Here is a 13,922-nt window from a genome sequence, read left to right as displayed (position 1 = left end):
ATGACCGGTCACCGGTGCGTGGCGAAGGTCAGCGCGACCGCTTCGCCAGTCGCTCCACGTCCAGCAGGATCACCGCGCGGGCCTCCAGCCGCAGCCAGCCACGCTGCGCGAAGTCGGCGAGCGCCTTGTTGACGGTCTCGCGGGACGCCCCGACGAGCTGCGCCAGCTCCTCCTGCGTGAGGTCGTGCACCACGTGGATGCCTTCCTCGGACTGCACACCGAACCTCCGGGAGAGGTCCAGCAGCGCACGGGCGACACGGCCCGGGACGTCCGAGAACACCAGGTCGGACATCTGGTCGTTGGTCTTCCGCAGCCTCCGCGCGACGGCGCGCAGCAGCGCGGCCGCCACCTCGGGGCGCGCGTTCAGCCACGGCTGGAGGTCGCCGTGGCCGAGGCCGAGCAGCTTGACCTCGGTCAGCGCGGTGGCGGTGGCCGTCCGCGGTCCCGGGTCGAACAGCGACAGCTCGCCGATCAGTTCACCGGGTCCGAGCACGGCGAGCATGTTCTCGCGGCCGTCGGGCGACGCGCGGTGCAGCTTGACCTTGCCCTCGGTGACCACATAGAGGCGGTCCCCGGGGTCGCCCTCGTGGAAGAGAGCGTCACCGCGCGCGAGGGTCACCTCACTCATGGAGGCGCGGAGCTCCGCGGCCTGCTCGTCATCGAGCGCCGCGAAGAGCGGGGCGCGCCGCAGAACGTCGTCCACGAGTTCTCTCCTTGTCGACCTGCTCAGGGGATCTTGCTCCCCGTGGTACCAGGGGACCGTGTTCCCCGTTTAGCCGGACTTCCCAAACAGTGTGATCTGTCACAAGGATGCCGCACACATGTCCCGAGGTAAGCGTCAGGGGTCCAATTGGGGGCCGATCTTCAGGGCCCGGGGCAGATGTCGGTGCCGGGCTTTAGGCTGGCCGAGTGTCCAAATCGCCGGTGAGAGCACAGGCCAAGGGGGCTGGACGGGTGGTTGTACGTCGCGATTCCGCTGTGGGCGAACAGGGCCCCTCGGGAGCGAAGAAAACGGCAAAGAAGACGAACGCGTCGGCGTCCCGGGCGGCAGCGGAGCGCACGCCACCGGAGACGGAGCCCGCCACCGGGAGGTCTGCGTCGGCCGGCGGTAAGTCGACGCCCGCCACCCGGAAGCCGGCGCCCGCCCGGAAAGCGGCCGAGGCCGCCGCGTCCCCGAAGTCGCCCAAGCCCGCCGCATCCCCCAAGCCCGCCCAGCCTGCCAAGACAGCCAGGACCGCCAAGCCCGAGTCTCCGACCGCCCTGGTTCGCCGCGCCCGGCGGATCAACCGTGAGCTGGCCGAGGTGTACCCGTACGCCCACCCGGAACTGGACTTCGAGAACCCCTTCCAGCTGATCGTCGCCACGGTCCTGTCCGCCCAGACCACCGACCTGAGGGTCAACCAGACGACGCCGGCCCTCTTCGCGAAGTACCCCACCCCCGAGGACCTCGCCGCGGCCGACCCGGAGGAGGTCGAGGAGATCCTGCGGCCGTGCGGGTTCTTCCGGGCGAAGACGAAGTCGGTGACAGGCCTGTCGAAGGCCCTCGTGGAGAACCACAAGGGCGAGGTCCCCGGCCGCCTGGAGGACCTGGTCAAACTGCCCGGAGTCGGCCGCAAGACCGCCTTCGTCGTGCTGGGCAACGCCTTCGGCCGGCCCGGCATCACCGTCGACACGCACTTCCAGCGGCTCGTACGACGCTGGAAGTGGACCGAGGAGACCGACCCGGACAAGATCGAGGCGGCCGTCGGGTCGCTCTTCCCGAAGAGCGAGTGGACGATGCTGTCGCACCACGTGATCTTCCACGGCCGCCGTATCTGCCACGCCCGCAAGCCCGCCTGCGGCGCCTGCCCCATCGCTCCGCTCTGCCCGGCGTACGGCGAGGGCGAGACCGACCCGGAGAAGGCCAAGAAGCTGCTCAAGTACGAGAAGGGCGGCTTCCCCGGTCAGCGCCTGAAGCCCCCGCAGTCGTACCTGGACGCGGGCGGCATCCCGGCCCCGCCCCTGGGAGCCGCCGGATGACGTCCCTTCCGGAGGGCGCCGCGCCACCCCCTTCCCGCCCGGGCCCGAACCGCCCACCCGGAACGGCCGGTCTTCGCACGGGACGAGCTCCGAGCCACCCACAGGAGGGACTCTCGCCCGCAGCGGAACGATCGGTCGGCCTCCGGGCGTTGGCACGGGAAGAACGACGGGGGTGGCTATGACACGCGCGAGCCGGACGGACGGCGGTACACATACGGACACGGACCCGGGGCGTCACGCGGCGTCCGGGCACCGCGTGCCGCAGCCGCGCCTCGACAGGGCCGGCCTGCCCTCCTGGCTGGACCCGGTCGTCCGCGCCGTCGAGACCGTCCAGCCGCTCCAACTGAGCCGCTTCCTGCCACCGGAGAACGGCTCGGGCCGGCAGTCGGCGGTCCTCATCCTGTTCGGCGAGGGCGACCGCGGCCCCGAGCTGCTGCTGATGGAGCGCGCCGGTTCCCTCAGATCGCACGCCGGACAGCCGTCCTTCCCGGGCGGCGCCCTCGATCCCGAGGACGGCGACCCGCAGACCGACGGCCCGCTGCGGGCCGCGCTCCGCGAGGCCGAGGAGGAGACCGGCCTCGACCCGCGGGGCGTCCAGCTCTTCGGCGTGCTGCCGAAGCTGTACATCCCGGTGAGCGGCTTCGTCGTCACGCCCGTGCTGGGCTGGTGGCGGGAGCCGAGCCCGGTCCGCGTCGTCGATCCCAACGAGACGGCACGCGTCTTCACCGTTCCCGTGGCGGATCTCACGGATCCCGCCCATCGCGCCACCACCGTCCACCCCAGCGGCCACCGGGGTCCGGCATTTCTGGTCGAATCGGCACTCGTGTGGGGTTTCACGGCAGGTGTGATCGACCGCCTGCTGCACTACTCGGGCTGGGAGCGCCCCTGGGACCGGGGGAAGCAGGTCCCGCTCGACTGGCGCTCATGACAGGGTGTCTGCCGTGCCGCGTCTCGTGGGGAGCGTCCCGCCCCCCGGTCGCCGTGCGGCGGGCCGTACTCCGGGCCGACCTGTAGTGATCGCGAAGTGACGAGGCGAGGCTTGAAGCGGTGAACGTGCTGGACATCCTGTTGCTGGTCGCCGCCGTCTGGTTCGCGATCGTCGGCTTCCGCCAGGGCTTCGTCGTCGGCATCCTGTCGGTGATCGGTTTCCTGGGCGGCGGCCTCGTCGCCGTCTACGCCCTCCCGGTCATCTGGGACTGGATGACCGACAACTCAGAGGTCAGCACGGCGGCCGCCGTCGTCGCGGTGGTCGTCGTGATCGTCTGCGCCTCCGTCGGCCAGGCCCTCACCACCCACCTCGGCAACAAGCTGCGCCGGTACATCACATGGTCCCCGGCCCGCGCCCTGGACGCCACCGGCGGCGCCCTCGTCAACGTGGTGGCGATGCTCCTGGTCGCCTGGCTGATCGGTTCCGCGCTCGCGGGCACCACGCTGCCCACGCTCGGCAAGGAGGTCCGCAACTCCAAGGTGCTGCAGGGCGTGGCCCGGGCCCTGCCCAACCAGGCGGACACCTGGTTCGCGGACTTCTCCTCGGTCCTCGCGCAGAACGGCTTCCCGCAGGTCTTCAGCCCGTTCGCCAACGAGCAGATCACCGACGTGCAGCCCCCCGACCCCGCGCTCGCCAACAGCCCGGTCGCCCAGCGCGCCAAGCGGTCCATCGTCAAGGTGATGGGCACCGCCGAGAGTTGCGGCAAGGTCCTCGAAGGCACCGGCTTCGTCTTCGGCGACCGCCGTGTGATGACCAACGCGCACGTGGTCGGCGGAGTCGACGAACCCACCGTCCAGATAGGGGGCGAGGGCCGCAAGTACGACGCCAAGGTCGTCCTCTACGACTGGGAGCGCGACATCGCCGTCCTGGACGTGCCGGACCTGAACGCGCCGGCGCTGCGGTTCACCGCCGACGACGCCGTCAGCGGCGACGACGCGATCGTCGCCGGCTACCCGGAGAACGGCGCGTACGACGTCCGCCCCGCGCGCGTGCGCGGTCGGATCGAGGCCAACGGCCCCGACATCTACCACCGGGGCACGGTCCGCCGTGACGTCTACTCGCTGTACGCGACCGTCCGCCAGGGCAACTCCGGCGGACCGCTGCTCACCCCCGAAGGCCGGGTGTACGGCGTGGTCTTCGCGAAGTCCCTCGACGACCCCAACACCGGCTACGCGCTCACCGCGGACGAGATCAAGGAGGACATCGTCCAGGGGCGTGCGGCCAACCAGCAGGTGGACAGCGACAGCTGCGCGCTCTGAGGGCCGGCCGGACCGGAAGGTCCGGTGAGGCCCCCGCGCGTCAGGGCCGGGGGTGGCGCAGGCGGGCCGAGACCCAGCGGGCCCGGCGGCGCAGGATCAGCGGAATACCCAGCCGGGGGTCCGCGTCCGGGTCCGTGCCCGGCCCCTGCGGGGCGCCCCTCTGGTGGGAGCTCAGGCCCGCGGCCGAGCGGCGATTGCGTGCTGCGTCACTGTAGTCGTGCGTCCAGCCCATACCCCGACGTGTGCCCCCGCCCCAAGGTCAGTAACCTCCCCCGCGCCCCCCAATCGGCCTATGCGCCGGGCAAGTGGCTGTCCGTGGAACAGGTGTTCACGTTCGGCTGGTGGGGCGGGCTCGGCGGGCGGGCTCAGCGGTCGGGTTCGGGGTCCTTCAGCCAGTTGATGAGTTCCGACGAGAACGCCACCGGGTCCTCCTCGTGCGGGAAGTGCCCGAGCCCGTCGAACAGCCGCCAGCGGTAGGGCGCTTCGACGTACTCCCCGGAGCCCGCCGCGCTGCGCGTGCGCATCACCGGGTCGAGTGAACCGTGCAGATGGAGTGTCGGCACGCGCACCGGCCGCTTCATGCGCCGGTTGAACTGGATGCCGTCGGGGCGGGCGAGGGAGCGCACCATCCACCGGTACGGCTCGATCGAGCAGTGCGCCGTCGACGGGATGCAGATCGCCCGCCGGTACACCTCCACGGCCTCGTCGTCGGGCAGCCGCGGCCCCGACCACTCCCGGATCAGCCGGCCCACCAGAGCGCCGTCGTCCGCGGTCAGCTGCCGCTCGGGGATCCAGGGCCGCTGGAAGCCCCAGATGTAGGACCCGGCGGCGGTCTGCTTGACGTCCGACAGCATCGCCGAGCGCCAGCGTCTCGGGTGCGGCATCGAGGAGACCGCGAGCCGCCGCACCAGCTTGGGCCGCATCACGGCCGCCGTCCACGCCAGATAACCGCCGAGGTCGTGCCCGACCAGCGCGGCGTCGGGCTCACCGAGGGACCGGACGACGCCCGTGATGTCCAGGGCGAGGTTGGCCGGGTCGTAGCCTCGGGGCGTCCGGTCGCTGCCGCCGACGCCGCGCAGGTCCATGGCGACGGCGCGGAACCCGGCGTCGGCGAGCGCGACCAGCTGGTGCCGCCAGGTCCACCAGAACTGCGGGAAGCCGTGCAGCAGCATCACCAGCGGTCCGTCGCCGACTTCGGCGATGTGGAAGCGGGCGCCGTTGGCGGCCACGTCCCGGTGGATCACCTCTTTCGCGCCGGGCACGTCGAGTCGTACGACCGAGGCGGGCTGGCCGGAGGCGGCTGAGGTGGCGGGGTCCGTCATGAGGTCGAGCGTGCCACAGCCTCGACGCCGCCGTCGGTCCGGGCGGGCCGGCGGGCATGCGGCTTGGCGTTCTGGAGCACTCCGGCGGTCTGCTTCATGGACGCGGCGACCTTCTGCGGGCCCTGCCCCTTCTTGGCCTTCTTCGAGAAGGCGACACCGATGAGCGCCAGGACTACGGCGACCAGCACGTTCGCCGCGAACGACAGCAGGAAGCAGATCGCCAGGTTCCAGTCGCTCCAGGTGCGGATGCCGTACGCCAGTGCGAAGCTGAGCATCGGCAGGGAGAAGATCAGCACCGCGCCGGCCGCCGTGAACGCCCCGCCGCCGACCAGACCGCGCTTGACGTCCTGCCTGAGCTGGGCCTTCGCCAGCGCGATCTCGTCGTGCACCAGTGCGGACATCTCGGCCGTCGCCGAGGCGAACAGCTGGCCGACACTGCGTTCGGCACCGACCGGGCTGCCGTCGGGTGCGCTCATCGGGGTCTCCCTCATCTGCGTCCGGACGCGCCCCCGCCCCGTACGGGCCTCGGCTCGAAGGCCGCGTCGTACGGTGCCGGGGGCGCCCTGCGTTTTGTACGGTCCTGTCAGATCATGCCGGACCGTCGTCCCCGTCGCCTGCCCCGCCCGCCACTTCGGCAAGCCTGCGGTGCTCGGCGGCCTTGCGTTCGTAGATCTCGGCCATGCGCAGGTGGTACGCCGGGTCGTCCTGTTCGTAGATGTCGGGGATGCCGTCGAGGTCCTCGTCGCGGTGCTCCTCGGCCCACAGCGCCTGGTACTTCGCGTTGCGGAGCTTGACCAGGACGGTCGCCAGGAGCGCCGCGATGAGCGACCCCGTGAGCACGGCCGCCTTGACGCCGTCGGTGAGCTCCAGGTCGCCCTCGAAGGCGAGTTCGCCGATGAGCAGCGACACGGTGAAGCCGATCCCGGCGAGGGAGGAGACGGCGAAGACGTCCGGCCAGACCAGTTCCTCGGAGAGGGAGGCCCGGGTGAAACGGGCGGTCAGCCAGGTCCCGCCGAAGATCCCGAGCGCCTTGCCGATGACCAGCCCGAGCACCACACCGAGCGTCTCCGGCTGGGTGAACACCTTCCCCAGCGCCCCGCCCGACACGGTGACACCCGCGCTGAACAGGGCGAACAGCGGCACGGCCAGCCCCGCCGAGAGGGGGCGCACGAGGTGCTCGACGCGCTCGCCGGGGGAGTGCTCCTCCCCCTCGTTCCGGGTGCAACGCAGCATCAGGCCCATCGCGACCCCGGCGATGGTGGCGTGGACGCCGCTGTTGTACATCAGCCCCCAGACGACGACGGCGAGCGGAACGTACACGTACCACCCGCGCACCCCCTTCCTGAGCAGCAGCCAGAAGAGGGCGAGGCCCGCGAAGGCGCCGCCGAGCGCGGCGAAGTCGAGGCCGTCGGTGAAGAAGATCGCGATGATCAGGATCGCGAAGAGGTCGTCGACGACGGCGAGCGTGAGCAGGAACGCGCGCAGCGCGGAGGGCAGCGAGGTGCCGATGACGGCCAGCACGGCGAGCGCGAACGCGATGTCGGTGGCCGTGGGCACGGCCCAGCCGGCGAGCGACCCGCCGCCGACGACGTTGGTGAGGGTGTAGACGAGCGCCGGTACGGCCATGCCGCACAGGGCGGCGACCACGGGCAGTACGGCCGCCTTGGGGTCCCGCAGGTCACCGGCGACGAGCTCGCGCTTGAGTTCGATGCCGGCGACGAAGAAGAAGATCGCGAGGAGTCCGTCGGCGGCCCAGTGGGCGACCGAGAGGTTCAGGCCGAGGGCCTCGGGGCCGAAGTGGAAGTCGCTGACGCTCTCGTAACCGCTGTGCAGAGCGGGGACGTTCGCCCAGATCAGCGCGGTGACGGCGGCGAGGAGCAGCAGCACACCGCCGACGGTCTCCGTGCGCAGCGCGTCCGCCACATAGGTCCGCTCGGGCAGGGAGAGCCGGTCGAGGACCTTCCGGGCGGGGGTGGGGCGGGATGCGGGCACGGCGGGGACCTCCGGTCGAGGGCAGGACGGAACACTCGCCGACCAGACTTCCCGGCACACCTGGTTGTTTAGTCTACCTAAGGGCACAGCTCGGGGCACCTGGTGCGTCGATCACCGGGTGCCCCTCGGGAGGTACCTCATCGTCGGCCCTCGACGGGGCGGCGGCTACCCGGCCACCGCCCCGTACGCCGCTTCAGCCCTCGATGAAGGCGATCTCAGTCCTCGCTGGGCGCCGCCGGCAGCTTGGTCTGGATGAGGTCCATGACCGTGGAGTCCGTCAGCGTGGTGACGTCACCGAGCTGACGGTTCTCCGCCACGTCACGCAGCAGGCGCCGCATGATCTTGCCGGAGCGGGTCTTCGGCAGCTCCGCCACCGGCAGGATCCGCTTGGGCTTGGCGATCGGGCCGAGCGTCGCGCCGACGTGGTCGCGCAGTTCGCCGACCAGGGTCTCGGTCTCGGCCGCCGTGCCGCGCAGGATGACGAAGGCGACGATGGCCTGCCCGGTGGTCTCGTCGGCGGCGCCGACCACGGCCGCCTCCGCGACGGACGGGTGCGAGACGAGCGCGGACTCCACCTCGGTGGTGGAGATGTTGTGGCCGGAGACCAGCATGACGTCGTCGACGCGGCCGAGGAGCCAGATGTCCCCGTCGTCGTCCTTCTTCGCCCCGTCGCCGGCGAAGTACTTGCCCTCGAACCGTGACCAGTACGTGTCGAGGAACCGCTGGTCGTCGCCCCAGATGGTGCGCAGCATCGACGGCCACGGCTCGGTGAGCACCAGATAGCCGCCACCGCCGTTGGGCACCTCGTTCGCCTCGTCGTCGACGACGGTCGCGGCGATGCCCGGCAGCGGCCGCTGCGCGGAGCCCGGCTTGGTCTCGGTGACGCCCGGCAGCGGGGAGATCATCATCGCGCCGGTCTCGGTCTGCCACCAGGTGTCCACGATGGGCGTCCGGTCCGCACCGATGTGCTTGCGGTACCAGATCCACGCCTCGGGGTTGATCGGCTCGCCCACCGAGCCCAGCACGCGCAGGCTGCCGAGGTCGAACTTCGCGGGGATGTCGTCGCCCCACTTCATGAACGTACGGATGGCCGTGGGCGCCGTGTACAGGATGGTCACGCCGTACTTCTGCACGATCTCCCAGAAGCGCCCCTGGTGCGGGGTGTCGGGCGTGCCCTCGTACATGACCTGGCTCGCGCCGTTCGCCAGCGGTCCGTAGACGATGTACGAGTGGCCGGTGACCCAGCCGACGTCGGCCGTGCACCAGTACACGTCCGTCTCCGGCTTGAGGTCGAAGACGGCGTGGTGCGTGTACGCCGTCTGGGTGAGGTAGCCGCCGGAGGTGTGCAGGATGCCCTTCGGCTTACCGGTGGTGCCCGACGTGTACAGGATGAACAGCGGGTGCTCGGCCCCGAACGCCTGCGGGGTGTGCTCGGCGGACTGCCGGTCGACGATGTCGTGCCACCACACGTCGCGGCCGTCGGTCCAGGCGACGTCCTGGCCGGTGCGGCGGACGACGAGGACGTGCTCGATGGTGCCCGCCTTGGCGACCGCGTCGTCCACGGCCGGCTTGAGCGCGGAGGGCTTGCCGCGCCGGTAGCCGCCGTCGGAGGTGATGACGACCTTGGCGTCGGCGTCCTGGATACGGGTCGCGAGGGCGTCCGCGGAAAAGCCGCCGAAGACGACGGAGTGCGCGGCGCCGATGCGGGCGCACGCGAGCATCGCCACGGCGGTCTCGGGGATCATCGGCATGTAGACGGCGACCCGGTCACCGGCCTGGACGCCCAGCTCCAGCAGGGCGTTCGCCGCCTTGCTCACCTCGTCCTTGAGCTCGGCGTAGGTGATGGCCCGGCTGTCCCCGGGCTCGCCCTCGAAGTGGATGGCGACCCGGTCGCCGTGGCCGGCCTCGACATGGCGGTCGACGCAGTTGTACGCGACGTTGAGCTCGCCGTCCTTGAACCACTTGGCGAACGGCGGGTTCGACCAGTCCAGGGTCTCGGTCGGCTCCTTGGCCCAGGTCAGCCGCCGGGCCTGAGCCGCCCAGAAACCGAGCCTGTCAGCCTTGGCCTGTTCGTACGCCTCTGCCGTGACGTTGGCGTTCGCCGCCAGGTCACCGGGCGGCGCGAAGCGTCGCTCCTCCTTCAAGAGGTTGGCCAGGCTTTCGTTGCTCACGACATCTCCCTCGCGGTGCTTTGCCGGGGCGACCGTTGTGTCCCAGGCCACAGCTCATCAGACCCGGACCCCCGATGACAAGGGCCTTCCCCGGATTGGTTTAGACCTGTGAGTGGGTGGCCCCACGTACATGGGGCCACCCGTTGTCACGGACCGGCGGGAGAAACGGTTCAGACGCGCGTGTCGTGCAGAACTGTCCCCTTCGACCCCGCCTCTCCCGTCGTTCCGGCCACTCGGTCGAAGACTCCGCTGTCCGGCGCGTCCTCCGTGAGCAGGTAGGCCTGGGCCTCGCCCACGTGGAAGTACATCCCGTGCAGTTCGAGCGTGCCCTCGCGCAGGGCGCGCTCGACGCAGTCGTGCGCCCGTAGATGCGTCAACTGCTGGATGACGTTGGTCAGGCACAGCTGCTCGACCGCGTCGGCCGGCTCGCGTCCGGCGATACGCGCCCAGGGCCGGTTCTTGTCGGTGGCGCGCTCCAGGCTGGGCAGGCCGTGCCGCAGCCATCGTCTGAGGGGGGTCTGGGAGCCGCGGGGATCGGTGGTGAGCAGGGCCTGCATCGCACCGCAGCCGGAGTGCCCGCAGACGGTGATGGACCGCACCTTCAGCACCTCCACCGCGTACTCGATGGCCGCCGCCACCGAGTCGTCGGCGCTCTCCTCACCAGGCATGGGCACCAGATTGCCGACATTGCGTACGACGAAGAGGTCGCCGGGGCCGCTGGACGTGATCATCGAGGTGACGAGCCGGGAGTCGGCGCAGGTGAGGAAGAGCTGCGAGGGCTGCTGGCCCTCCCGCGCGAGCCGCGCCAGCTCGCGGCGCACCAGAGGTGCGGTGTTGGTCTGGAACGCGCTGATCCCGCGGGCCAGTTGATGGCTGCTCGGCCCTTCGGCCGGCTCCTCGGCCGGGCTGCCGGCGGGGGTGGGTGCCGGGGCCGCGCACTGGTGGTTGCGCCACGCCGTCCAGGGCCGACAGCGGCAGCCGGCCGCGGAGGTGCCCGCGGGTTCGGCGATCCGGGTCCCGGAGCGTCCGGTGATCTCCACGGAGCCCCCGCGCGCGCGGTGGGCGTGCTGCCAGTCCTGGAGGGACTCGTACGCCGCGTGGTCCATGAACGACCCGTCCAGCTCCACCACCGTCTCGGCACCCTGCGGGACCTGGTGGAGGGCCCGGCTGAGCCGGGGCACGGCGAGGAACGTCAACTGCCCCCGGACATGGACGTGGTGGGCCCCGTCCTTCTCCTCGTGGGTGATGCGGGTGCGGGTGAGGCGGTGCAGGGCGACGCCGACGGCCACGGCGATGCCGAGCGCGACGCCTTCCAGCACCCCGAGGAGGACGACCCCGAGGGTCGTGGCCGCGTAGACGAGCACCTCTCGGTGGCGGGTCACCGTGCGGATGTGGTGCAGGGACACCATCTGGAGCCCGACGGCCATCACCAGCGCGGCGAGCGACGCGAGGGGGATCAACTCCAGGGCGGGGACCAGGAACAGCGCGGCCGCCACCACCCAGACGCCGTGCAGCATCGTGGAGTTCCGGCTGACGGCGCCGGCGCGGACGTTGGCCGTGCTGCGGACGGCGACGCCGGCGATGGGCAGGCCCCCGAGGGCTCCGGAGATGACGTTGGCCGCGCCCTGACCGCGCAGCTCGCGGTCGAGGTCCGAGCGCCGTACGTCGGTCCGGCCCGCCGCCAGCTTGTCCATGGCGACGGCACCGAGCAGCGACTGCACGCTGCACACCAGGGTCGTGGTGAGGACGGCGGCGACCAGACCGAGCACGGGGCCTTCGGGCAGCCCGGCGAGGGCATGGCTGCGCCAGGCGGGCAACTCGACCTTGGGCAGGCTGAGCCCGGCGAGCACGGCGGCCGCCGTGGCGCCCGCGACGGCGACGAGGGCGGCGGGGACGCTGCGCAGCCGCCGGCCGACGGGGCCGGGGAGCCGGGGCCAGGCGAAGAGCAGGGCGAGGGTGAGCGCGCTCATGGAGACGGCGGCGGGATGCAGGTGCGCCAACTGGGCGGGCAGTGCGCCGACGTTGTCGAGGACGGCGCTCTGCGGCGTGCCGCCGAGCACGATGTGCAACTGGGCGACGGCGATGGTGACACCGATGCCGGCGAGCATGCCGTGCACGATCGCGGGGCTCACGGCGAGCGCCGAGCGGGCCACGCGCAGCTGCGCCAGGCCGAGTTGGGAGAGCCCGGCGAGCACGGTGACGGCGCAGGTGGTGCGCCAGCCGTACTGGTGGATGAGGTCGGCGGTGACAACGGTCAGACCGGCGGCCGGACCGCTGACCTGGAGTGGTGAGCCGCCGAGGCGTCCGGCGACGAGGCCCCCGACGGCGGCGGCGACGAGGCCGGCCTGGAGGGGCGCGCCGGTGGCCAGGGCGATGCCCAGGGACAGGGGGAGGGCGATCAGGAAGACCGCGATGGACGCGGACACATCGGCGCCCGCGACGCGGAACCGGCGGGGTCGCTCGGGCGGGCTGTGCGGTTGGTGCTCGGACTCCGCCCGATGCGGGCTGGAGTCGGGGGCGTGGGTGGGGACGCAGGCGGACATGTTTCCCGTCTCCTCCGGGGCTGCGCGGTCGCGGAACAGGTGGTCCCCCCGCTTGGGCGGGGGGCGGGTCGCGGCCGTGGGTCACGGCGTACAGCGGCGGGATTTCTCAACGCTCAGTAAATGAATCGTAATGCAGAGTAAAGGTCATGCAAGGACATTCGCGGCAAATGGGTGATCAGATCACTCAGGAGAATGAATCATGCATTTCATCGGCTTGTCATATTAATTTGATCGGCACTCTGTGTGATCTTGGCCCCTCTGCCCCTGAGCAAAGGAAGAAGGTGGGCGGAAGATGGCCGTCATCCAGAGGATCGCCGTCGGTGTGACACTCGCCGCGACCTGCGCCGCGGCGCTCGCCGGCTGTGGCTCCGGCGACACGGGCGCCGCCGGTTCGGCCGGCGCCAACAGCACGGGGAAGGAAGGCATGCAGGGCGCGCGCGGCGGCAAGGAGGCGGCGCCCCGAGTGGAGGGGGGCGCTCCTGCCCCGCCCAAGGCCCCGGTGCGGCTCATCGGCGACGGGTCCACCGCGTACACCGGCACGCAGCCGCATCTGCGCAGGCCCGAACGGTTGAAGCCGGGTCAGAAGCCCCCGCAGTTCGTGGTCTTCTCCTGGGACGGCGCCGGCGAGGACAGCCAGCGCCTCTTCTCACACTTCCGCGAGGTGGCCCGCGCCAACAACGCCACCATGACGTACTTCCTGAGCGGCGTGTACATGCTCCCGGAGGAGAAGCGGGATCTCTACCGTCCGCCGCAGCACTCGCCGGGCCGCTCCGACATCGGCTTCAACGATGTCCGCGGGATCAAGGACACCGTGGAGCAGCTGCGCGGAGCCTGGCTGGAGGGCAACGAGATCGGCACCCACTTCAACGGCCACTTCTGCGGCAAGGGTGGCGGGGTCGGCGAATGGTCGGTCGAGGACTGGAAGAGCGAGATCGCCCAGGCCAAGTCGTTCGTGAAGGCATGGAAGACCAACACGGGCACGGGCAAGGCCGAACCGCTGCCCTTCGACTACGACAGGGAGCTGATCGGCGCCCGCACCCCCTGCCTGGAGGGCCAGACCAACTTCATGCGGGCCGCCCGCGAACTGGGTTTCCGCTACGACACCAGCGGCGTGAGGGACCAGGTCTGGCCCGAGAAGAAGGACGGACTGTGGGACCTGTCCATGCAATTGGTCCCGATGCCCGGCCGCGCCTTCGAAACGCTCACCATGGACTACAACTTCTATGTCAACCAGTCCGGTGCCCGTGCGGGCTCCACGGACAAGCGGCAGTACTGGGGCGACCAGTTCCGGGACGGGCTGCTCGCGGGCTTCGAACGCGCCTACGCGGGCAACCGCGCGCCCCTGATCATCGGCAACCACTTCGAGTCCTGGAACGGCGGTGTCTACATGCGGGCCGTCGAGGAGACCATCAAGACCGTCTGCGGCAAGCCGGACGTGCGCTGTGTCTCGTTCCGGCAGCTCGTCGACTGGCTCGACGCCCAGGACCCGGAGGTCCTGGACAAGCTGCGCACCCTCGGTGTCGGCCGGTCCCCGAAGGAGGGCTGGGACGCCTTCCTGGCGAGTGGACCGGCGCCGGCCCCCAAGGGCGCCCCGGGTGCCCGGGCGGGCCGGTCGAAGTAGCGGACGG

General features: G+C 71.1%; 11 protein-coding genes. 4 read left to right on the top strand and 7 right to left on the bottom strand.

Annotated features, from left to right (window positions below; all coding sequences use genetic code 11):
* Positions 1–28 precede the first annotated feature (28 nt).
* The gene (locus SMA5143A_RS26865) at positions 29–703 is read right to left on the bottom strand and encodes a Crp/Fnr family transcriptional regulator (RefSeq protein ID WP_005476003.1); all 675 of its coding nucleotides are present in this window, start codon (positions 701–703) and stop codon (positions 29–31) included.
* Between the two features lie 275 nt (positions 704–978).
* Between SMA5143A_RS26865 and nth the strand changes: the two genes are divergently transcribed.
* From nth to SMA5143A_RS26850, 3 genes are all read left to right on the top strand, one after another.
* The gene (gene nth, locus SMA5143A_RS26860) at positions 979–2,019 is read left to right on the top strand and encodes an endonuclease III (RefSeq protein WP_107465453.1); all 1,041 of its coding nucleotides are present in this window, start codon (positions 979–981) and stop codon (positions 2,017–2,019) included.
* A gap of 178 nt (positions 2,020–2,197) precedes the next feature.
* Complete coding sequence (locus SMA5143A_RS26855) at positions 2,198–2,947, top strand: NUDIX hydrolase (RefSeq protein ID WP_258193769.1); 750 nt, start codon at positions 2,198–2,200, stop codon at positions 2,945–2,947.
* A 119-nt stretch (positions 2,948–3,066) separates the two neighbouring features.
* Entirely contained in the window at positions 3,067–4,266 is a 1,200-nt protein-coding gene (locus SMA5143A_RS26850) for a MarP family serine protease (RefSeq protein ID WP_107465411.1), read from the top strand.
* Positions 4,267–4,306: 40 nt separating this feature from the next.
* Here SMA5143A_RS26850 and SMA5143A_RS44135 read toward each other — a convergent pair whose 3' ends face one another.
* From SMA5143A_RS44135 to SMA5143A_RS26820, 6 genes are all read right to left on the bottom strand, one after another.
* Positions 4,307–4,498 carry a hypothetical protein gene (locus SMA5143A_RS44135; RefSeq protein WP_099966965.1) on the bottom strand — a complete coding sequence of 64 codons (192 nt, stop codon included), beginning with the start codon at positions 4,496–4,498 and terminating at the stop codon, positions 4,307–4,309.
* Between the two features lie 133 nt (positions 4,499–4,631).
* Positions 4,632–5,588, bottom strand: a complete 957-nt coding sequence (locus SMA5143A_RS26840) for an alpha/beta fold hydrolase (RefSeq protein WP_107465410.1) — start codon at positions 5,586–5,588, stop codon at positions 4,632–4,634.
* Positions 5,585–6,064, bottom strand: a complete 480-nt coding sequence (locus SMA5143A_RS26835; RefSeq protein WP_107465409.1) for a phage holin family protein — start codon at positions 6,062–6,064, stop codon at positions 5,585–5,587. Before SMA5143A_RS26835 ends, SMA5143A_RS26840 begins: the two co-directional genes overlap by 4 nt.
* Positions 6,065–6,176: 112 nt before the next feature.
* On the bottom strand, positions 6,177–7,580 hold the full coding sequence (nhaA, locus tag SMA5143A_RS26830; RefSeq protein ID WP_107465408.1) for a Na+/H+ antiporter NhaA: 1,404 nt from the start codon (positions 7,578–7,580) through the stop codon (positions 6,177–6,179).
* Positions 7,581–7,795: 215 nt separating this feature from the next.
* The gene (acs, locus tag SMA5143A_RS26825; RefSeq protein WP_055521652.1) at positions 7,796–9,751 is read right to left on the bottom strand and encodes an acetate--CoA ligase; all 1,956 of its coding nucleotides are present in this window, start codon (positions 9,749–9,751) and stop codon (positions 7,796–7,798) included.
* Positions 9,752–9,921: 170 nt separating this feature from the next.
* Entirely contained in the window at positions 9,922–12,294 is a 2,373-nt protein-coding gene (locus SMA5143A_RS26820; RefSeq protein WP_107465407.1) for a SulP family inorganic anion transporter, read from the bottom strand.
* A 292-nt stretch (positions 12,295–12,586) separates the two neighbouring features.
* Between SMA5143A_RS26820 and SMA5143A_RS26815 the strand changes: the two genes are divergently transcribed.
* A complete protein-coding gene (locus SMA5143A_RS26815; RefSeq protein ID WP_107465406.1) occupies positions 12,587–13,915 on the top strand; it encodes a hypothetical protein in 1,329 nt (442 codons plus the stop codon).
* Positions 13,916–13,922 lie beyond the last annotated feature (7 nt).

Origin of the sequence: Streptomyces sp. MA5143a, from assembly GCF_900290235.1 — a bacterium.
In the GTDB taxonomy this organism is placed as follows: domain Bacteria; phylum Actinomycetota; class Actinomycetes; order Streptomycetales; family Streptomycetaceae; genus Streptomyces.
This window is presented reverse-complemented; position numbering and strand designations above follow the sequence as displayed.

Excerpts from the sequence above, each read along its gene's own strand:
- SMA5143A_RS26855 (WP_258193769.1), top strand. The coding sequence starts at position 2,198 with ATGACACGCGCGAGCCGGACGGACGGCGGTACACATACGGACACGGAC.
- SMA5143A_RS44135 (WP_099966965.1), bottom strand. The coding sequence starts at position 4,498 with ATGGGCTGGACGCACGACTACAGTGACGCAGCACGCAATCGCCGCTCG.
- SMA5143A_RS26840 (WP_107465410.1), bottom strand. The coding sequence starts at position 5,588 with ATGACGGACCCCGCCACCTCAGCCGCCTCCGGCCAGCCCGCCTCGGTC.
- SMA5143A_RS26835 (WP_107465409.1), bottom strand. The coding sequence starts at position 6,064 with ATGAGCGCACCCGACGGCAGCCCGGTCGGTGCCGAACGCAGTGTCGGC.
- SMA5143A_RS26820 (WP_107465407.1), bottom strand. The coding sequence starts at position 12,294 with ATGTCCGCCTGCGTCCCCACCCACGCCCCCGACTCCAGCCCGCATCGG.
- SMA5143A_RS26815 (WP_107465406.1), top strand. The coding sequence starts at position 12,587 with ATGGCCGTCATCCAGAGGATCGCCGTCGGTGTGACACTCGCCGCGACC.